The sequence below is a fragment of the Nocardia sp. NPDC046763 genome (genome assembly GCF_040645495.1).
Taxonomy (GTDB): domain Bacteria; phylum Actinomycetota; class Actinomycetes; order Mycobacteriales; family Mycobacteriaceae; genus Nocardia.
The window spans coordinates 319,868-339,271 of sequence record NZ_JBEYYI010000006.1 but is presented as its reverse complement, the minus strand read 5'-3'; the positions used below and the strand labels follow the sequence as shown (position 1 = coordinate 339,271).

General features: G+C 68.6%; 19 protein-coding genes. 13 read left to right on the top strand and 6 right to left on the bottom strand.

Translation table 11 applies throughout. The features are described 5' to 3' along the window. Positions 1-144: 144 nt before the first annotated feature. Entirely contained in the window at positions 145-1,590 is a 1,446-nt protein-coding gene (locus ABZ909_RS13145) for a DUF349 domain-containing protein (RefSeq protein WP_356998394.1), read from the bottom strand. Positions 1,591-1,764: 174 nt separating this feature from the next. Between ABZ909_RS13145 and ABZ909_RS13140 the strand changes: the two genes are divergently transcribed. The 5 genes from ABZ909_RS13140 (at position 1,765) to hflX (ending at position 6,954) form a co-directional block, all read left to right on the top strand. Beyond that, positions 1,765-2,553 carry a hypothetical protein gene (locus tag ABZ909_RS13140; protein WP_356998393.1) on the top strand — a complete coding sequence of 263 codons (789 nt, stop codon included), beginning with the start codon at positions 1,765-1,767 and terminating at the stop codon, positions 2,551-2,553. Further along, positions 2,550-3,482: a tRNA (adenosine(37)-N6)-dimethylallyltransferase MiaA gene (gene miaA / locus ABZ909_RS13135; protein ID WP_356998392.1), complete on the top strand. Its 933-nt coding sequence runs from the start codon at positions 2,550-2,552 to the stop codon at positions 3,480-3,482. The genes ABZ909_RS13140 and miaA overlap by 4 nt, the downstream gene beginning before the upstream one ends. Then, the gene (locus ABZ909_RS13130) at positions 3,479-4,294 is read left to right on the top strand and encodes a TrmH family RNA methyltransferase (RefSeq protein ID WP_356998391.1); all 816 of its coding nucleotides are present in this window, start codon (positions 3,479-3,481) and stop codon (positions 4,292-4,294) included. Before miaA ends, ABZ909_RS13130 begins: the two co-directional genes overlap by 4 nt. 5 nt (positions 4,295-4,299) lie before the next feature. Then, positions 4,300-5,220 (top strand): diaminopimelate epimerase, encoded by a 921-nt coding sequence (gene dapF, locus ABZ909_RS13125; protein ID WP_356998390.1) that lies wholly within the window; start codon positions 4,300-4,302, stop codon positions 5,218-5,220. Positions 5,221-5,448: 228 nt separating this feature from the next. Continuing rightward, the gene (gene hflX / locus ABZ909_RS13120; RefSeq protein WP_356998389.1) at positions 5,449-6,954 is read left to right on the top strand and encodes a GTPase HflX; all 1,506 of its coding nucleotides are present in this window, start codon (positions 5,449-5,451) and stop codon (positions 6,952-6,954) included. A 101-nt stretch (positions 6,955-7,055) separates the two neighbouring features. Here hflX and ABZ909_RS13115 read toward each other — a convergent pair whose 3' ends face one another. Next, on the bottom strand, positions 7,056-7,472 hold the full coding sequence (locus ABZ909_RS13115; RefSeq protein WP_356998547.1) for an AsnC family transcriptional regulator: 417 nt from the start codon (positions 7,470-7,472) through the stop codon (positions 7,056-7,058). 84 nt (positions 7,473-7,556) lie between these two features. Between ABZ909_RS13115 and ABZ909_RS13110 the strand changes: the two genes are divergently transcribed. Next, entirely contained in the window at positions 7,557-7,940 is a 384-nt protein-coding gene (locus tag ABZ909_RS13110; protein WP_356998387.1) for a VOC family protein, read from the top strand. Positions 7,941-8,002: 62 nt separating this feature from the next. Here the strand turns inward: ABZ909_RS13110 and ABZ909_RS13105 are convergent, their stop codons facing one another. Both ABZ909_RS13105 and ABZ909_RS13100 read right to left on the bottom strand, forming a co-directional pair. After that, positions 8,003-8,668: an NAD-dependent epimerase/dehydratase family protein gene (locus ABZ909_RS13105; RefSeq protein ID WP_356998385.1), complete on the bottom strand. Its 666-nt coding sequence runs from the start codon at positions 8,666-8,668 to the stop codon at positions 8,003-8,005. Positions 8,669-8,833: 165 nt separating this feature from the next. Continuing rightward, on the bottom strand, positions 8,834-9,823 hold the full coding sequence (locus tag ABZ909_RS13100) for a zinc-binding dehydrogenase (protein ID WP_356998383.1): 990 nt from the start codon (positions 9,821-9,823) through the stop codon (positions 8,834-8,836). Between the two features lie 72 nt (positions 9,824-9,895). On the opposite strand from ABZ909_RS13100, the gene ABZ909_RS13095 reads away from it, so the two are divergent. Continuing rightward, positions 9,896-10,672 (top strand): helix-turn-helix transcriptional regulator, encoded by a 777-nt coding sequence (locus tag ABZ909_RS13095; protein ID WP_356998382.1) that lies wholly within the window; start codon positions 9,896-9,898, stop codon positions 10,670-10,672. A 65-nt stretch (positions 10,673-10,737) separates the two neighbouring features. Here the strand turns inward: ABZ909_RS13095 and ABZ909_RS13090 are convergent, their stop codons facing one another. Both ABZ909_RS13090 and ABZ909_RS13085 read right to left on the bottom strand, forming a co-directional pair. Continuing rightward, on the bottom strand, positions 10,738-11,595 hold the full coding sequence (locus ABZ909_RS13090; protein WP_356998380.1) for an aldo/keto reductase: 858 nt from the start codon (positions 11,593-11,595) through the stop codon (positions 10,738-10,740). Between the two features lie 26 nt (positions 11,596-11,621). Continuing rightward, the gene (locus tag ABZ909_RS13085; RefSeq protein ID WP_356998379.1) at positions 11,622-12,416 is read right to left on the bottom strand and encodes a thioesterase family protein; all 795 of its coding nucleotides are present in this window, start codon (positions 12,414-12,416) and stop codon (positions 11,622-11,624) included. A 95-nt stretch (positions 12,417-12,511) separates the two neighbouring features. Here ABZ909_RS13085 and ABZ909_RS13080 point away from each other — a divergent pair, with 95 nt between their 5' ends. The 6 genes from ABZ909_RS13080 to ABZ909_RS13055 all read left to right on the top strand — a co-directional run bounded on the left by ABZ909_RS13080 (position 12,512) and on the right by ABZ909_RS13055 (position 19,336). Next, entirely contained in the window at positions 12,512-13,138 is a 627-nt protein-coding gene (locus ABZ909_RS13080) for a TetR family transcriptional regulator (protein WP_356998378.1), read from the top strand. Between the two features lie 115 nt (positions 13,139-13,253). Then, entirely contained in the window at positions 13,254-14,660 is a 1,407-nt protein-coding gene (locus ABZ909_RS13075; RefSeq protein ID WP_356998377.1) for a helix-turn-helix domain-containing protein, read from the top strand. Positions 14,661-14,757: 97 nt separating this feature from the next. Then, positions 14,758-15,309 carry a nuclear transport factor 2 family protein gene (locus ABZ909_RS13070; protein WP_356998375.1) on the top strand — a complete coding sequence of 184 codons (552 nt, stop codon included), beginning with the start codon at positions 14,758-14,760 and terminating at the stop codon, positions 15,307-15,309. Positions 15,310-15,439: 130 nt separating this feature from the next. After that, a complete protein-coding gene (locus tag ABZ909_RS13065; protein WP_356998546.1) occupies positions 15,440-17,062 on the top strand; it encodes an AMP-binding protein in 1,623 nt (540 codons plus the stop codon). A gap of 106 nt (positions 17,063-17,168) precedes the next feature. Beyond that, positions 17,169-18,011 carry a lysophospholipid acyltransferase family protein gene (locus tag ABZ909_RS13060; RefSeq protein ID WP_356998374.1) on the top strand — a complete coding sequence of 281 codons (843 nt, stop codon included), beginning with the start codon at positions 17,169-17,171 and terminating at the stop codon, positions 18,009-18,011. A 179-nt stretch (positions 18,012-18,190) separates the two neighbouring features. Then, on the top strand, positions 18,191-19,336 hold the full coding sequence (locus tag ABZ909_RS13055) for an acyl-CoA dehydrogenase family protein (RefSeq protein ID WP_356998372.1): 1,146 nt from the start codon (positions 18,191-18,193) through the stop codon (positions 19,334-19,336). The last annotated feature ends 68 nt before the right edge of the window (positions 19,337-19,404 follow it).

The following is a 19,404-nucleotide window of genomic DNA, read 5'->3' as shown; positions in this document are numbered from 1 at the left end:
CGCCAGGCGACCCGACCGGCGATGCCGGTGGCCACCGGCCGCGCGATCAGCTCTTCCCGGCTCGGTGCCGTCCACCGAGCCTGATCGCGACCGCGCACCCGAGGTGCTGATCGCCTGGGCCACAAGGGAACCCAGGCGGTCGGCTCAGCGCTGGCTGACCGCGCCCTCGGCGGCCTCGGCCCACTCGCGCCACTGCTTGGCCTGCTCGAGGGCCTTTTCGGCGTCGCGGGTCTTGCCCGCGGCCTGGGCCTTGGCGGCCTGCTCCTCGAACTGGGCGACGCGCTCGCGGAATTGGGCGGCGCGGGCCATGGCCTCGGGGTCGGTGCGGCGCCACTGGGCGTCGACGGCCTCGCGCACCTTCTTCTCGATGGTGCGCAGGCGCGATTCCAGATCGTGCATGCGCTCGCGCGGGACCTTGCCGATGGCGTCCCACTTCTCCTGCAGCTCGCGCAGGGCGCTGCGGGCGGCGTCCAGGTCGCCCTCGGGGTTGATGTGCTCGTAGGCGTGCAGCAGCGCTTCCTTGGCGGACGCGTTCTCCTCGAACTCGTGGTCGCGTTCGCTGGCGGCGGCATTGCGGGCGGCGAAGAAGACGTCCTGCGCGGCCTTGAAACGCCGCCACAGCTGCTCGTCGGCCTCACGGGGGGCGCGGCCGGCGGCCTTCCACTCGGTCAGCAGGTCGCGGAAGACGGCCGCGGTGCCGGACCAGTCGGTCGAACCCGACAGCTCCTCGGCGCGGACACAGAGCTCTTCCTTGCGGCCCTTGGCGGCGGCACGCTCGCGGTCGAGTTCGGCGAAGTGAGCCCCGCGGCGTCGGTTGAAGGCCTCGCGGGCCTTGGAGAAGCGCCGCCACAGCGCGTCGTCGACCTTGCGGTCCACGCCGCGAATGGTCTTCCACTCGTCCAGGATCTCCCGCAGCCGGTCACCGGCGACCTTCCACTGGGTGGAGTCGTTGGCGATCTGCTCGGCCTCGGCGGCCAGGGCTTCTTTGCGCTCGGTTTGCTCGTGCCGGGTGCGTTCCTTCTCCTCCTTGGCGTGCGCGGCCGCCTCGTCGGAGTGTTCGATGATGGCCTGCAGCCGAGCCGTCAGCCCATCGATATCGCCGATGACCGCGGCTGTCGGCAACGTTTCGGCAATCGCGGTGGCGGCGGTCTTGGTCTTGCGGGCGTCGGTGCCGGCGGCGAGTCGGGCCTCGAGCAATGCGACCTCGGTGGCCAGATCGTCGTAGCGGCGGCCGAAGTGGGCCAGACCCTCGGCGGCGTCACCGGCCTGCCAGGAGCCGATGACGCGTTCGCCGTCGACGGTCTTGACCCAGGCGGTGCCATCGTCGTCTACCCGTCCCCACTGGCTGGGGTCACTCACGCTGGGGACGACGACCGGATGCGGATGGTGTGCCGCCGCGCCGGGCGTGGGCTTGACGGCATGGGGTTTGGGGGATTCGGGTTTGCGGCGCGGGCCCCCAGGGCGGGGTGCGGCGGCGGCCGCCGGTGATGGCTCGGCGCTCTCGCTCGGGGTGGGCATCGGCGCGCCGGGCTTGGGCGTCGGGGTCGACTCCGGGTGGGTAGCCTTCTCGTTTCCGTTGTTGTCGGTCATTGCTCCTCGTCCCTGCCGCGCGTCACGGCTGCCTGGTTACGCCCTAGCTCATCGGTCTAGCTCATCCCATTCAACCAGGCTGAGATGGGAAATGCTGTCTTTGAGCCCGCTTCGGCGGCGCGGCGATCGGCGGGGGTGGGGCTGGTGAGGTGCGTTAGCGCTACGGTTGTCGGCGTGTTCTGTGTTGCGTCACTGGTCCCTTCGCCGCCCGTGCTGGTACCCGAAATCGGGGGTGCGGCCGGTGCGTCGGCCGAAGGAACGGTTGCGGGGCTGCGAGCTGCGGTGTTGCGGGCTGCGGGGGAGTTGGCGGCTCACGCGTCGCGGTGGATCGTGGTCGGTGTGGCGGAGCCGGAGGAGGGTTCCGGCGGCGGCGATACCGGCCGCGTGATCGGTTCCGATGCGGTGGGCACATTCCGGGGATACGGAGTGGACCTGCGTGTCGGTTTGTCTGGGGTGGTTGCCGAGCGTGTCGCGGACCCGATGCTGCCGCTGCCGGCCTTGATCGCGGGCTGGCTGCGCGAGCAGGTCGCGCCGGAGGTCACCGCCGAATGTCGTCTGATCTCGGCCGATGCCTCCACCGACGAGTGCCTGACCTTCGCCCGGCAGCTGCGGGCCGACCTGGACGCCGAGCCGGAATCGATCGCCGTTCTGGTCGTCGGCGACGGCGCGGCAACCCTGTCGCTCAAGGCTCCCCGCTATCTGGACGAGCGCGCGGCGGGCGCGCAGGAGGCCATCGACCGGGCCCTGAGCACGGGGGACCGGCAGGCACTCGCCGCCCTGGACACGCGCCTGTGCGCCGAGATCGAGGTGGCGGGGCGCCCCGCCTACCAGGTGCTGGCCGGGCTGTTCGCCACCGATCCCGCCGACCCCGACGTCGAAACCCTCTATGCCGCAGCCCCGTTCGGTGTCGCCTACCACGTCAGTGTGTGGCGTCCGCGTGAGTGCGGCGGAGCCGTCACATGACCCGGCCCATCGCCGTGGTCGGCCCCACCGCCACCGGGAAATCCGATCTGGCCCTGGATCTGGCGCAGCGGCTCGACGGCGAGATCGTCAATATCGACGCCATGCAGCTCTACCGCGGCATGGACATCGGTACCGCCAAACTGCCGGTGTCCGAACGCCACGGCATCCCGCACCACCAGCTCGACGTCCTCGACATCACCGAAACCGCCACCGTCGCCTCGTATCAGACGGCGGCCCGCGCCGACGTCGAGGCCATCATGGCGCGCGGGCGCACCCCGGTCATCGTCGGCGGCTCCATGATGTATGTCCAAGCGCTGCTGGACGATTGGGATTTCCCGGCCACCGACCCGGAGATCCGCGCCAAATGGGAAGCGGTGCTGGCCGATCGCGGCACCGTCGCCGTACACGAGGCATTGAAGCGGGCCGACCCCGTGGCCGCGCAGACCATCCTGCCCACCGACGGCCGCCGCATGGTGCGTGCGCTGGAGGTAGTGGAGCTGACCGGTGAGCCGTTCGCCGCCTCGGCGCCCCGGATCGGTGAACCACGGTGGGGGACGGTCATTATCGGCGTCGATCGCGACACCGCCGAACTGGATGCCCGCATCGAGGTGCGCACCGCGACCATGTTCGAGTCCGGTCTGGTCGAGGAGGTCGAGGGCCTTGTCGCGCTGGGCCTGCGCCACGGCCAAACCGCCCGGCGCGCTATCGGTTACGCGCAAGTCCTCGACTTCCTGGACAACGAATACGAGCTGAACGAAGCTCAGGAGCGCACCTTCATCGGCACCCGGCGTTATGTCCGGAGACAACGTTCGTGGTTCCGCCGAGACCAGCGGGTGCGGTGGGTGGACGGCGCGGATCCCGCCTTGGCGGACACCGCGCTGGCCCTCGTCAACTCCTCACCGATGAGGGACGAACAGGAACCCCAGTGACGCGTCGCGCGAACACTCGCACCGCCGCGGTTCAGGTGTGGCAGGCGTACCTGACCACCCGTGCCGCCCGGATCCGGGACAATCGATTCCTGGTGCAGGGGGTGCGGCCCATCAGCCGCGCCCTCGAATGCCGTTGGCCGCTGGAGACTCTCGTCTACCGGCTGCCCGAGCCCTCGCCGTGGGCGCGGCAGGTGCTCGACTCCAGTGGCGTGCCCAGTGTCGGGCTGGTGCCGGAGGTGATGGCCGGGCTTGCCGAACCGAGTGAGCCGATGCCGGAACTGGTGGCGGTGGCGGTGACCCAGCGGCCCGAGCTCGAGGATTTCGCACCGGGCACGCCGGAGGATCCGGCCACGGTGGTGGTCATCGACCGGCCCGCGTCGGCGATCCGGCTGGGGGCGCTCATCCGTTCGGCGGTGGCGTTCGGGGTGGGTGGGGTGATCGTGACCGGTTCCGGCGTCGACCACTACGACCCGCAGAGCGTGCGCGCCTCCGACGGCGCGCTGTTCGCCATCCCCGTGCTGCGCGCCTCGGGTCCGGCGCAGGTGGGTGCGTTCCGGGACCGGCAGCGGGCCCGCGGCATCGCCACCCGGATCGTCGGCAGTGACGACCACGGCGGCCTCGCCCTCGACGACGCCGAGTTCGACGGCGGCACCGTCCTGGTCCTGGGTGACGAGAGCGAATCGCTGGTCCCCGCCTGGCGGCAGGTGTGTGACGAGCTGATCTGCATTCCGACCGACGGCACCCTCGGTGCGCCCTCGGCGGCCGCGGTGGCCCTCTACGAAATATCCCGGCAGCGCCGGGCGCTACGGTGAGGACCATGACGAGCGAGAACAGCGCCGCTGACATCGAATTCAGCAAGGGCCACGGCACCCAGAACGATTTCGTGGTGCTGCCCGACCCGGACGCGTGGTTGGAGCTCACCGCGTCCCGGGTCGGCGCGCTGTGCGACCGGCAGCGCGGGCTCGGCGCGGACGGGGTGCTGCGGGTCGCGCGCGCGGGCGCGCTGATCGAAACCGGTGTGCTGGCCGGGCTGCCCGAGGGCGTCAGCGCCGGGGACTGGTTCATGGACTACCGCAATGCGGACGGATCCATCGCCGAGATGTGCGGCAACGGTGTGCGCGTGTTCGCGCACTACCTGGTCGCGACCGGGATGGAGAAGAGCGAGGAGTTCGTGGTCGGTTCGCGCGCGGGCGCGCGGCCGGTGGTGGTGCACCACGCCGATCCCGTGCACGGCGAGGTGACCGTGGCCATGGGCCGGGTCAAGACGCTCGGCGTCTCGACCGCGACCGTGAGCGGACGCGAATTCACCGGCCTCGGCATCGATGTCGGGAATCCGCACCTGGCTTGTGTGGACCCGGAACTGACCCCGGCCTCGCTCGCCGAACTGAACCTGGAGCAGCTGCCGGGCTTCGACCACACCTTGTTCCCGAACGGCGTGAACGTCGAGATCCTCACCGCGCTGACGGTCGGCTCGGATGGTGAGCGGGGCGTCGACATGCGCGTCTACGAGCGCGGCGTCGGCGAAACCCGGTCTTGCGGAACGGGAACCGTGGCCGCGGCGGCGGCCGCCCTGGCCCGCGACGGCTTCGACTTGGCCTCCGATGTCGGGCATGTGAAGGTCCGCATTCCCGGCGGCGTGGTGACGGTCGGCATCGAGAACGGGACGGCCTGGCTGCGCGGCCCGTCGGAGCTGGTGGCGACGGGCCGCATTGCGGCCAAGTGGTGGCAGGACGCCTGATCCGCTGATCACGCCGCGGTGGTGCCGAGCACCGCGGCGGCGGCGCATTCGAGTGCCAGGTCCGAGTCGGTGACCGCGTCATCGGATGTGGCGAGGGCTGAATCGGTGTTAGCCGACCTCCCGCCCTCCCGCGAAGTCCTCGACGGCGTCATCTCCCGAGCCGGGGAACGCTTCGCCGCGAAATAACCGAATGCGGTCCTTCGTTGGGACGTGGGAACATGGAGGTGTATGAGTAAGCCAGAAACGTATGAGTTCACTCCCGCCGAAGACCTCGACGAGGAGATCAACGACGCCACCGAGACCGGCCGCAATGGCTGGTCGGCCGCGCCGACGGTAGGTGAACTGCAGCTCGAGGACCGCAGCGCCCTGCGCCGTGTCGCGGGTCTGTCCACCGAACTCACCGACGTCACCGAGGTCGAGTACCGGCAGCTGCGCCTGGAGCGCGTGGTGCTGGTCGGCGTCTGGACCGAGGGCACGGCCACGCAGGCCGAGGCGAGCATGGCCGAGCTGGCCGCGCTGGCCGAGACCGCCGGTTCGGAGGTGCTCGACGCGATGATCCAGCGTCGCGACCGCCCCGACAAGTCCACCTACATCGGCTCCGGCAAAGCCGAGGAGCTACGCGCCATCGTCCTCGAATCCGGCGCCGACACTGTCATCTGCGACGGTGAACTGACCCCCGCGCAGCTGACTGCGCTGGAGAAGGTCGTGAAGGTGAAGGTCATCGACCGCACCGCGCTGATCCTGGACATCTTCGCCCAGCACGCCACCTCGCGGGAGGGCAAGGCACAGGTCTCGCTCGCGCAGATGGAATACATGCTGCCGCGGCTGCGCGGCTGGGGTGAGTCCATGTCCCGGCAGGCCGGTGGTCGCGCCGGCAGCAATGGCGGTGTGGGTCTGCGTGGTCCCGGTGAGACCAAGATCGAGACCGACCGTCGCCGCATTCGTGAGCGAATGGCCAAGCTGCGCCGCGAGATTCGCGAGATGAAGACGGCCCGTGACACCAAGCGCGCCAAGCGTTCGGAGAGCGGCATCCCGCAGGTGGCCATTGTCGGCTACACCAATGCGGGCAAGTCGTCGCTGATGAACGCGCTGACCGATGCCGGAATCCTGGTGCAGGACGCCCTGTTCGCCACCCTGGATCCGACCACCCGCCGCGCCGCCCTGGAGGACGGCCGCGAAGTCGTGTTCACCGACACCGTCGGTTTCGTGCGCCACCTGCCCACCCAGCTGGTCGAAGCGTTCCGGTCCACCCTGGAAGAGGTGACGGGCGCCGACCTGCTGCTGCATGTGGTCGACGGCTCCGACCCGCTGCCGGATCAGCAGATCAAGGCGGTCCGCGAGGTCATCACCGATGTGCTTCGCGAGTCCGAGCTGCCCGCCCCGCCGGAGTTCCTGGTGGTCAACAAGATCGATGCCCTCGATCCGCTGGAGCTGACCCAGCTGCGCGGCTGGCTGCCGGACGCGGCCTTCGTCTCGGCCCGCACCGGCGAGGGTCTCGACCAGCTCCGCGACCTCCTGGGCCAGATCCTCGGTGGCCTGGATGTCGAGGTCAGCGTCCTGCTGCCGTACACCCGCGGCGACCTGCTCGCCCGCATCCACGCCGACGGCAGGATCCTCAGCTCCGAACACGAGGAGTCCGGCACCCGGGTGCACGCCCGCGTCCCGGACGCCCTCGCCGGCCAGCTGACCGAGTTCGCCCACGCGGGCGGCTCGCCCGACGGCTCGCAACCCTGACCCGCCCGGCCGGAGGTATCGATGACTACCTCCGGCCGAGGTGTGGCCAGCCCTCGCCTCACTGCGGTCCGGCCCACAGATTCCACCCCGCCGACGCGCGATCATCTCCAGTTGCGGCACCAGCGTTGTGACATACCGCTTGGCGTCACACTCCTTCCCGCATTCTCGATGCGTCTCCAGTCCCCGCCGCGCGACATCGAGATTCCGTACCGGGATTCCGAGGCGTCGGGGCAGCAGCGCACGCGGACCTGCCAGAATTGATGTCCGGCCGCCATCGGGTCGACCATGCCGAAGATGCGCAGTGTTCCAGCCCGGCGGAGGCGGCGGTAGCGACGGGCGGCAGTGCGCTCGTGCATACCGAACGTGGCCCCGAGCTTCGCGAAGCTGGCTCGGGGCGAGAGTTGCAGGGCGCGGACCAGGCGTGGATCGTCGGCTTCCAGCTGTTCCCTCTGTCCGGTTCCGACATCGGCATCGGTGTCCGAGGAGAGAGAACCACACGCGCACCCGTTCCAGGGCATCTCACGAATGAGCCCGGGCATACCGCAGATTCGACTCAGATGAACCGGGAACCCTACCGGCACAACATGATCAGGAGAAGCGCTGTGAGCGTTCACCTCAACCACACCATCGTCCGCTGCTCGGACAAGCAGGTCTCATCCCACTTCTACGCCGACATCCTCGGCCTCCCCGCCCCCGTCGTCGCCGGATCGTTCCTCATGGTCGTCCTCGACAACGACGTCTCCCTCGACTTCGCCGACGGCCGCGGCACCCCGCACCCCCAGCACTACGCCTTCCTGGTCTCCGAGCCCGAGTTCGACGCCATCCACGCTCGCATCAAGGACCGCGGCCTCACCTGGTGGGCCGACCCCCGCCACACCCTCGAGGGGGAAATCAACACCAATGACGGTGGGCGCGGCCTGTATTGGAACGACCCCGACGGCCACGGACTGGAGATCATCACGGTGCCCTACGGCGGCTTCCGCTGACCGGTCGTGTGTCGCGCTGCCCGGCATACCGCCGCCGGTGACATGGCGGCGGCCGGATCGAGCTACGGCTCGGCCTGCGCGGTGATCTGCCGCGGCGTGAGGATGTGGCTGTCCGCGCCGGAGGCTGCGATGGCGATCATGGCGCGACCGATTTCGCGATTGTCGTTGAAGGCGTTCGGCGCCAGCCGCTTCAACAGCGGGATCAATGGCCCTGTGACCGCGTACGCGGCGCGATACAGCGGGGTCTTGGAGACCACGCCGTCGCGCGGCTGGACGAATCCGGGCCGGAACATGTACGCCTGGAAGGGAAGTGCGAGCAGGTCGTTCTCGGCCTTTCCCTTCACCCGCGCCCACATCGAGCGGCCCTTCTCGGTGCTGTCGGTGCCCTGGCCGGAGACATAGATGAACGTCAGCTTCGGATTCGCGGCCGCCAGCGTGCGACCGACCTTCAGGGTCAGGTCGTAGGTGATCCGGCGGTAGTCCTCCTCGTTCATGCCGACGGAGGAGACGCCGAGGCAGAAGAAGCAGGCGTCGAACTCCGCCAGCTCACCGGCGATCGCGGAGAGATCGGTCGGGTCGGGCTGGACGAGCTCGCGCAGCTTGGGGTTCTCGATACCGAGCGAGCTGCGCCCGACGGCGAGGAGCTGCTCGACCCGCTCGTCCCGCAGGCACTCATTGAGAACCCCGTGCCCGATCATGCCGGTCGCTCCGAAGAGGATCACCTTCATGCCAGGCATCTTGCCCCAGCGGCAACCGAATCGTGTGTACCTGCCACCAACGGTTGACGAGGCGGGGACGTGTAGGGCGCGTTGCCGGGGTCGGTGTGCCGGCCTGGCGGGGTGGCGGCATGGAAAGGGTCCTTGGGGACTGGCGGGCGACACCAGCCCGGCGGCTCAGGGCAGCACCACGACTTTGCCGGTGGCCTGGTTGTCTTCCATGTATCGATGGGCGGCGACGATCTCGTCCAGGTGGAAGACGCGGTCGATGCTGGGACGGTAGGTGCCGGATTCGACCTCGTGGATGATTCGTTGCAGCACAGGCGTTCCCGCATCGCCCTCGCGGTTCTTGCTGTGGAAAGCCGTGAGTCGGGTGCCGGAGGGGATCATGGCGATCGGTTCGAAGTCGGCGATGAGCCATCCGCTGAGCGAGCCCGATACGCAGACCGTGCCGCCGCGCCGGACCAGGTGGAGCGAGTCCACCGCGGTACGGGCGCCGACGAGATCCAGGACGTAGTCCGGGCCGTCGGGCCAGATCGCGTGCACGCTCGCGGCCAGTGATTCGCCGTCGTCGACGAGGACATGGTCGACGCCGGTCGCGGTCAGGGCGTCGATCCTGTCGGGCTGCCGCGTCGTTGTCGCGGTCTCGATGCCGTGGCCGACGGCGATCGACGCGGCGGCCATGCCCACCGAGGAGGTTCCGCCGCGAATCAGCAACCGGCCCTTGGTCTCCGGCTCGATTCCCAGCGTGTCGAGCGAACCCTGGGCGGTCAGGTAGGACTCGGGGAGAGCGGCCAGGACCTCCCACGGCAGGGTGGTGGTGATCGGCATGAGGAGGGAGTTCGGCAGGAGGGCGTACTCGGCGTAGCCGCCGTCGAAATCGCGGCCCATCTCGCCCATGACCGCGGCGACGGTCGTGCCCTCCGGAAGCGCGGGATCGGTGGAGGCGGCGATGATTCCGACGCATTCGATGCCGAGTACCCGCGGGAAGCGCACGCTGGGGGAATGCCCTTGGCGGGTCCGCAGTTCCGACCGATTCAGGCCCGCGCCCTTCACCTGCACCAGGCTCCATCCCTCTCGGACCTCGGGGACCGGCAGCTCATGGACTTCCAGGACCTCGGGCTCGCCGGCCCGGCCGCAGATCGCCGCTCGCATAGTCGTATTCACTCGCGTCATCGTGTTCATGCATTCACTGTTGCGGGTCGGCAGCCTGGCGGGCTACCGATAGAATGCCAAGCTATGCCTGATAGCCGCCAACCTCTCGAGTCGCGGCTGTGGGCATCCGGAGGAGCTCACCTCTGGTCGTCGGGGGCGGCGAGTTCGGCCGATTCCCATTCGCGTGGGCACCTGGTGTACGCGGCGCGCGGCGTGCTGTCGGTGCACACCGAACGCGGCACCTCGATCGTCCCGGCCAATCGAATCGCCTGGACGCCAGCGGGATTCACGCATTACCACCGCGCGCACGGTCACACCGACATGCGGATCGTCTTCCTGCCGCCCGCGCTCGCCGGGCTGATACCGGACCATCCCGCCGTGTTCCTGGCCTCCGATCTGGCCCGCGAAGTCGTGCTCGCGCTCACCGGCACCCGCGAGTACGCCCGCGCCGCGCGTGCCCGCCTGCATCGCGTCCTCGTCGACGAACTGCGCGAAGCGCGTGAGCAGCCACTGCAACTGCCGGAGCCCCGTGATGATCGGTTGCAGGCCCTTGCCCGGACACTGTACGAAAACCCCGGGGACAACAGCTCATTGGCGGATCTCGGCCGGGCGATCGGAGCCGGCTCCCGCACCCTGAGCCGACTGTTCCGCAATGAACTCGGCATGACCTTCTACGAGTGGCGCACCCAGGTGCGGGTCTATCACGCCCTCGTCCTCCTTGCCGACGGCCACGACACGACGCAGGTCGCGCACGCGTGCGGGTGGTCGAATCCCAGCGGTTTCATCACCGCTTTCACGGCCCTCGTCGGTACCACCCCCGGCCGCTATCGAATCGCCCACCAGCAGAAGGGCTTTCGATAGCCGCCGTCCCATAGCCGCCGCCCCATCGTGACGCGTCGCCGGACGCGCCCGGTGGGACGGCGGGCTCAGACGTCCAGGCCGGCGGTGAGGGTGGCCGGGTCGGGGCCGATCCGGTTACCCCGGTCGACGCCGTCGATGCGGGCCAGCTGGCCGGGCGTCAGCTCGAAGGAGAAGACATCGAAGTTCTCCCGGATGCGCGATGGGGTCACCGATTTCGGGATCACCACATTGCCGAGCTGCAGATGCCAGCGGATGATCACCTGCGCCGGGGTCCGGCCGGTTTCCTCCGCGATCTCCACGATTGTCGGATCCTTCAGATCCGCGCCCTGGCCGAGCGGACTCCAGGCCTCGGTCTCGATGCCGTGCTCGGTGTGGAAGGCCCGCAGCTCGGTCTGCGCCAGGTGCGGGTGCAGCTCGATCTGGTTCACCACCGGGGTTTCGCCGGTCTCGTCGATCACGCGCTCGAGGTGATCGCGGTTGAAGTTCGAGACGCCGATCGACCGGATCCGGCCCTGGGATTTCAGGGTCTGGAAGGCCCGGAACGTATCGACGAACCGACCGGCCTGCGCCACCGGCCAGTGAATGAGATACAGGTCCAGATAGTCCATTCCGAGCCGCGCCATGCTGGCGTCGAAGGCACGCAGGGTGGAGTCGTAGCCCTGTTCGGAGTTCCACAGTTTGGTGGTGACGTAGACCTGCTCGCGCGGCAGCCCGTACTCGCGGATGGCGCGGCCCACCTCGACCTCGTTGCCATAGATCGCGGCGGTATCGATACTGCGGTAACCGGTTTGGAGTGCCGCGGTGACGGTGTCGAACGCCTCCGCTTCGGCGACCTGGAACACTCCGAAACCGAGCGTCGGAATCGCGTTTCCGTCGTTCAGGACGATCGACGGCACTGTGCTGCTCTCGCTCTGGAAGGTCATGTCAATCGACTATAGGACCCGATCGGTCAGGGCTGCGGGCGCACCGTCAGGATCTGCTGGGCGTAGCCGACCGGGCCGTGGATGTCGTGGAGAACGGTGCTGGTCAGCCCTTGGCCGGTGTGGCCGAAGGTGACCGTCGTATCGAGGCCGGTCCACTCGCCCCCCGGCTGCCGGTAGAGGTGGATGGTCAGGTCCACGTTCGGGAACATCCATTTGGTGGGCTCCTGCCGGACCGCGATGCCGTTGGCGGTGTCGACCAGCGCGATGTAGGAGGCGAGGGCTTCGGACTGCTCGCCCGCCACCAGGTCCAGGGAAGTGGTGATCCAGGCCGTGGTGCGGCCGGGCTGCGGGATGCCGACCGGTCGGGTTTCGATGGAGGCGATGTAGCCGCCCGGCCAGAGCGAACCGAGCTCCCAGGAGTCCAGCTCATCGGGCGCGGGCAGCCGATCCGGTTCCCCGCCCGCGACGCTGTCGGTGTCCTGGACGCCCAGGAACCAGGCCCGGGCGCTCACCACGCTGCGCCCGCCGATGGTCAGCGTGGCCTGCACCAGCTCGATGGTGCGGCCGGGCCGGACGGTCTCGACGCGAATCTCGAACTCCTCGAACCCGATCCGGCCGAGGATGTCGAAGCTGATGCGGCTCGACACCAGACCCGGGCGATCGGCGCGGGCGCGCAGGATCTCGTGCACGATCAGGCCGCCGACCGGGCTGAAGTGCTGTTCGTCGTCGGCCCACGCGCCGCCCGCATGGCGGGTGGGGACGAATCGATGTTCGCCGACTCGCCGGAAGTAGCTGGACTCGGGTTCGCTCGTCTCCGTCACATTTCTCAACCTACGGGTCGAGTTTTGATCTGGCTAGTCGGTAAACCATCTTCGTAGTCGGAACAACCGACCCGAGCGCCGCCTATGATCGAGCGATGACTTCGACCGTGGACGAGGACGCCGCCCCAGCCGGGCGCGCGGCACGCCGGCGTGACCGCCGCAAGGCGGAGATGATCGCGGCCGCGCTGCAGATCCTGTCCAGCAGTGGCTATCAGGGCATGCGGTTCGAAGACGTCGCCGAGCGCACCGATATCGCCAAAGCCACGCTCTACCACTACTTTCCGAGCAAGGATGCGCTGGTTTCCGCGGCCCTGGAGAAGCTCACCGCCGATGTCCTGACCAGCCTCCGCGAGGCTCTGGACACCGCCGCCGACGCGCCGCCCGCCGAGCAGCTGCGGGTCCTGATCGCGGCCCAGCTCCATGTGCTGACCGTGCTGTACCCCGAGGTCGGCAAGCTCTTCTCGTTCCCCGCCCCCTGGCCGAGCGAGCACTCCGAGGCGATCAAGACCATGCGCCGCCGCCACGACCGCCTCTTCCGCGAGGTCATCGACCGCGGAATCGATTCCGGCGCCTTCGACTGCCCCGACCCCTCGGTGGCCCTGCACTGCCTGCACGGCATCCTCAACCACGCCTCCATCTGGCTGCGCCCCGCGGCTGATCCGGACCACCGCACCCGCGATGCGGTGGTCGACGAATCGCTCAGACTGTTCCTTCGCGCCTGAACCCTCGGCGTTGTCGCGTCCCACTCAGTTGGACGGTTCGACCGATTGCTGACGAATTCGGCCGAGCGGCTGCGAGTCTGAGGGGATATCCCATCAGAGTGGAGGGAGCAGCGGGATGGAGCCTGCGCCGAGCCCGAATCCGCTGCGACTGTCCGAGCTCGGTGCTGATTCGACCGCGGTCTTGCGCGTCATCGGGCACTTCGACGATTTCGACGAGTCCGCCGCCAATGCCGACACGGTCGTCCGAGCCGCCGCGCTGCTGGCCGAGTGCCCGGTCGGGGCGAGCTGGCCGTCCGGGACCGTGATCCGCTACGACGCCGCGGGCCGCCTGCTGCCCGCCACGGACACACCCGCTGCCGCGGCCGGGACCGATCCCGCCGTCTGGCTGGAGCGGCAGGTGGCGCCGGCCGCGGCCGCCGCGCGGGAATCCGACCGGCCGCGGCGCAATGGTGCGACGTCGGCCGGACCACGAAATCGGCAGCGGGACAGCATGATCGCCGCGTCACCGGGTTCGCTCGGGCAACAGGCGTCGGCCGCGGCGCATCCGCTGGACGGCGTGGTGCTGGATCGGCTGCGGCACTGCCTGCGCGTGGTGTCGGTGCGGCAGGCCGCCAATCCGCTGCGGATGGATGATCCGGCATTGCTGGAAGTGGTGCTCTCGGAGAAGGAACGCCGTGAGGATCGCGTGCGGGCCATGCGGTTGCTCGGCCTGGATCCCGCGCGGGCGACCCGGGTGGTGGCGGTGGCCGGGCCGGGCGCGGCGGACGCGGTCCGGATCATCGGCGAGCACGTGCCGATCCTGCGACAGGCGGTGATCGGGGCGACGACCGCGGTGCTGGTGCAGGATTTCGCGCCGTCCGGTGGTGCCGGGGAGACCGCGCGTCGCCCGGCTGTCGCTTCGGACCGGTCCGTGCCCGCGGCCGGCAGTTCGGCGGTGCCGGTCACGACCGGGCCCGGGCGTCCGTCGATGGTCGACCGGGGGCTGTCGGATGTCTTGAATGCTGCTGTCGCGCAGTCGTTCCCGGCATCACAGGCGGGAACCGGCGGGCCGTGGATCGGGGTGGGGGAGCGGTTGCCGGCATTCGCGGCGGCCACCTCGTGGGAGCAGGCGCGCCGCGCGATGCGATTCGCGTCGTCGACCTGGCACGGGCGGCGGGTGATCGCGTTCGAGCGGCTGGGGGCGCTGGAGCTGCTGGCGGATCTGCCGGTGCAGCGGCTGCTGGGGACCGCGGATGTCATGCGGATCAACGAGTTCGCCGCCACCGAGGCGGGAGCGCTGGCCGTCGACACCCTGGAGGCGTTCTGCGTCTTCGGCACCCTGCGGCGGACCGCGACCGAACTGCACCTGCACCACAGCACGGTGGCCGCGCGGATAGCGCAGGTCGAGGCGGTGATGGGCTGGGATGTGGACGAGGCCCTGGACCGGTTCACGGCCACCCTGGTGCTGACAGTGCGGCGCATGACGCTGTCTTCCGCGCAGTTGGCGGGCCGCATGCCGCCCGACCCGACAGGTGTCGGGTGAGGGCGGTGATACCCGCGACGGGCGGCGGGTGATCCGGGTCACGTCGGTCGGTGACGATCGGTGGGCACAACCGGTGCGGGAGAAGGAGATTCACATCATGGCGATTGTCGATCCGGCCAAGACCTGGCAGCTGCTCGAGCAGCGGCTGGCCGTCACCACCAATGAGCGCCACCGCCAGGTGCTCGGCATCGTCATCGAGCACATGAAGGCCGAGGCCGCCCCCGACCTGGACGGTCTCATGCGCACCCTGGTCGCGGAACCGGATTACCACTTCTGGAACGCCGGCCAGGATGTCGGCCCGAAGGGGTGGGACGGGGTGCACGCCTACTACTCGGCGTTCGTGGACAGCAAGTCCAACATCCTGGAGTTCGAGCTGGACCGCCTGCTGGTGGACGACGACTGCGTGGTCACCGAGGGCTTCCTCAAGCAGATCTACCCGGGCGCGTACGCCGCCCAGATCGGCATCCCCGTCGACGATCCCGCCGCCGACTACCTGATCACCTTCCGCCAGCTGCTGCTGTGGCCGGTCGACGCGAACGGCCTGATCGTCGGCGAGGACTCCTATCACTCGGGCCCGGTGGAGATCCGCAAGTTGTCCTTCGACGAGCTGCCCAGGGAATACGTCGAACTCGTGCACCCGGCCGTCTGACAGCGGCGAGACTCGGCATATGGAAGGCGAATCAGGCATGACGGATCTATCAGTGGCGCCCCCGGCCGTGTCGGCGCAGACCCCGGCGGTGTCGCCTGAGCAACCCCTGCGTCGCGCGGATATCGCGACCATGCTGCTCGACCGCCTCGGCGACGAGCGGCTCGGATTGCGGACCCGCGACCGGGATTGGACCTGGGACGCGGTGGTGCGGGAGTCGGCGGCGCGCGCCGAACTGGCCCGGGAACTGCGACGCGACGGGCCCTTCCACATCGGGGTGCTGCTGGACAATGTGCCCGACTTCGTCTTCTGGCTGGGCGCCGCCGCACTGGCGGGCGCGACCCTGGTGGGCATCAACCCGACGCGCGGAAACACCCAGCTGGAGGCCGACATTCGCTATGTCGACTGCCAGCTGATCGTGACCGACGCGGCCGGGATGGCCCGCCTGCGCACGCTGGATCTGGGGCTGGAACCCGAGCGGTTCCTGCTGATCGACGATCCGGCCTATGCCGAGCGGGTCGACGCGCATCGGGCCGAGCCCGCCGCCCATGCGGGCCCGGACGCCTTGCTGCTGTTGCTGTTCACCTCCGGCACCACCGGCACCTCCAAGGCGGTGAAGTGCACACAGCGCCGCCTGTCGGTGATCGCCTACGCGGCCACCGACAAGTTCGGTCATGTGCGCGAAGACGTCGACTACTGCTGTATGCCGCTGTTCCACGGCAACGCCATCATGGCGTTGTGGGCTCCGGCCCTGGCCAACGGCGCGACCGTCTGTCTCACCCCGAAGTTCTCGGCCTCCGGATTCCTCTCGGACGTGCGGTATTTCGGCGCGACCTTCTTCACCTATGTGGGCAAGGCGCTCGGCTACCTGCTGGCCACCCCGGCCAGTCCGCAGGACGCCGACAACACCCTGGACCGTGGTTTCGGCACCGAGGCGTCGGTGGCCGACCAGGCCGAGTTCCGCCGCCGCTTCGGGGCCGAACTCTTCGAGGGCTACGGCTCGAGCGAGGGCCCGGCTCTGGCCGCCATCGACCCGGCGGCGCCGGCCGCGGCGCTGGGCCGCCCGGCCCATCCGGGCGTGGCGGTGGTGAATCCGGAGACCCTCGCCGATTGCGCGCGAGCGGAATTGGATGAATACGGTCGTGTATTGAATCCGGACGAATCAGTCGGCGAGATGATCGACAAGGCGGGTGCGCTCGTCTTCGAGGGCTATTACAAAAACGATGTCGCGGATGCCGAACGCTTGCGGAACGGCTGGTATTGGACCGGTGACCTGGGATATATCGATCAAGCCGGCTTTCTGTATTTCGCAGGGCGCAAAGGCGACTGGCTCCGCGTGGACGGGGAGAACACCTCGACGCTGTTGATCGAACAGGTCATCCGGCGTCATCCCGCGGTCATCGCCGCTGCGGTGTACGGCGTCCCGGATCCCCGGTCGGGCGACCAGGTGATGGCGGCGATCGAGGTGGCCGAGCCGACCGTGTTCGATGTCACAGAGTTCGCTGAATTCCTCAGTGCCCAAGATGATCTCGGCAGCAAGGGTGCGCCCAGGCTGCTGCGCGTCTCGGGGAACCTGCCGGTCACCGGTTCCAACAAGGTGCTCAAACGTGAACTGCAGCAACAGCGTTGGCACACCACGGAGCTCGTCTACCGATGGGTCGGCCGCGGCGAGCCCGAATACGACATTCTGACAGATTCCGGCAAATCGGAACTCGAAGCCGAGTTCGCGGCGTATGGCCGGGTGAACCTGTTCTAACCCTCACACCGTGACCTGCGGCGACTTTCATTACGATGTTGCTATCGAAGGTTCTGCAGGGAGGGTTGTCTTGTCACGCCATGACGGTCATTTGTCCGAAACCGAGATGCCGAGGGGGTTGTCCGACGGCGCGCCGCTGCACGTCGATCTGACCGATACCGATCGCCGCATCATCGATCTGCTCATCGCGCCGTCCCGAGCGTGGTTCAGCCCGCGCTTCTACGGGATGGAGAACTTCCCGGAAACGGGTCCGGTGCTGCTGGTCGGCAACCATAGCCTGGCGGGCGGCACCGACGCGCCGCTGCTCGCGCACGAGATCCTGGTGCGGCACGATCGGCTGGTGCGGGGGCTCGCCGAAAACGTGCTGATCGACGTGCCGGGTCTGCGAGATGTGCTGCACCGCTGGGGGATCGTGCGCGGCAACCGGCACAACTGCACCACGCTGCTGGAGCAGGGTGAGGCCGTGGCGGTGTTCCCCGGCGGCGGCCGCGAGGCGATGCGCGGCAAGGGGCAGAAGTATCAGCTGCTGTGGGAGGGCCGCTCCGGTTTCGCCGCGATGGCCATCGCGACCGGCGCGCCCATCGTCCCCATCGCCATGGTCGGTGGCGACGACATCTACGACATCGTCTTCGACGGCGATCACCCGGTCATGCTGCCGCTGCGCAAGGCCGTCGAGGGTCTGGGCCTGCGGTCGAACCTGACGCCGCCGCTGATCCGCGGCCTCGGCCCCACCCTGGTGCCCAAGCCGGAGCGCTTCTACTTCTCCCTCGGCACGCCGATCGACACCAGCCCATGGCGGGACGCCACGGATTCCGACGCCGCCGCCGACGAGCTCAAAGCAGTGGTGAAGAAGGCCCTGGAAGGTGAACTGGATTTCCTGCTGGGCGAGCGTGACCGGGACCGGGGTCGCAGCCTACTGGGCCGCACGCTGGGCCGCTTCGGTCTCTGAGCTCCACCCTGATTTCCCGGTAGGTTTACCGGGGTTCAGCTGCTCCGTTCCGCGACGTCAATGACGACTGTCGCAGTTCGGGCCGGTTTCTTCTCCCATGAAGTTAACCTCCGTTCGACTTTCGAGTACGGTAATGAGCACAGGCGATGGTGCCGATGTGGTCACTGTAGGAGGTTGGCGTGGAACGCACCCTTTTCGAACCCGAACACGAGCTGTTTCGGGAGTCGTTCCGTAAGTTTCTCGATCAGCACGTAGCTTCCCGGCACGAGCAGTGGGAGCACGACGGCATCGTCGATCGCTCGGTCTGGCTGGAGGCCGGCAAACAGGGGTTCCTCGGCATGGCCGTGCCGGAGGAGTACGGCGGCGGGGACGTGCTGGATTTCCGCTACAACGCCATCGTGACCGAGGAGGTCACCAAGGGCTTCTACTCCGGCCTGGGTTTCGGTCTGCACAACGATGTGATCGCGCCCTACCTGCTGGAGCTGGCCAACGAGGAGCAGAAGCGGCGCTGGCTGCCGGGCTTCTGCTCCGGTGAGATCATCACCGCCATCGCCATGACCGAGCCCGGCACCGGGTCGGACCTGCAGGGCATCAAGACCCGCGCGGTCAAGGACGGCGACGACTGGATCCTCAACGGCGCCAAGACCTTCATCACCAACGGCATCAATGCCGACATCGTGATCGTGGTCGCCCAGACCGACCCGTCGAAGGGCGCGATGGGCTTCTCCCTGCTCGTGGTCGAGCGCGGCATGCCCGGCTTCGAGCGCGGCCGTAATCTCGACAAGATCGGCCTCAAGGCGCAGGACACCGCCGAGCTGTCCTTCACCGACGTCCGCGTCCCCGGCAAGAACCTGCTGGGCACCGAGGGCCAGGGCTTCGTCCACCTGATGCAGAACCTGCCGCAGGAGCGCCTGTCCATCGCCGTCATGGCCGCCGCCGCCATGGAAGCCTGCCTGGACCTGACCTGCCAGTACGTGCGCGACCGCAAGGCGTTCGGCAAGCCGATCGGCGCCCAGCAGAACACCCGCTTCGTGCTCGCCGAGCTGGCCACCAAGACCACCGCCGTGCGCGTGTTCGTGGACCGCTGCATCGAGCTGCTCAACGACCGGAAGCTGACCGTCGAGGAGGCCGCCATGGCGAAATGGTGGTCCAGTGAGGAGCAGGTCGACCTCATCACCAAATGCCTGCAGCTGCACGGTGGCTACGGCTACATGCGCGAGTACCCGATTGCCAAGGCGTACATGGACGCCCGCGTCCAGACCATCTACGGAGGCACCACCGAGATCATGAAGGAGATCATCGGGCGTAGCTTGAAACTGGCCTGATCAGAGGCGGTTTCCAAGTCACGGGACGGTCGCTGTCCCGTCTCGGCTCTGAAACTCGTCCGTTCGTT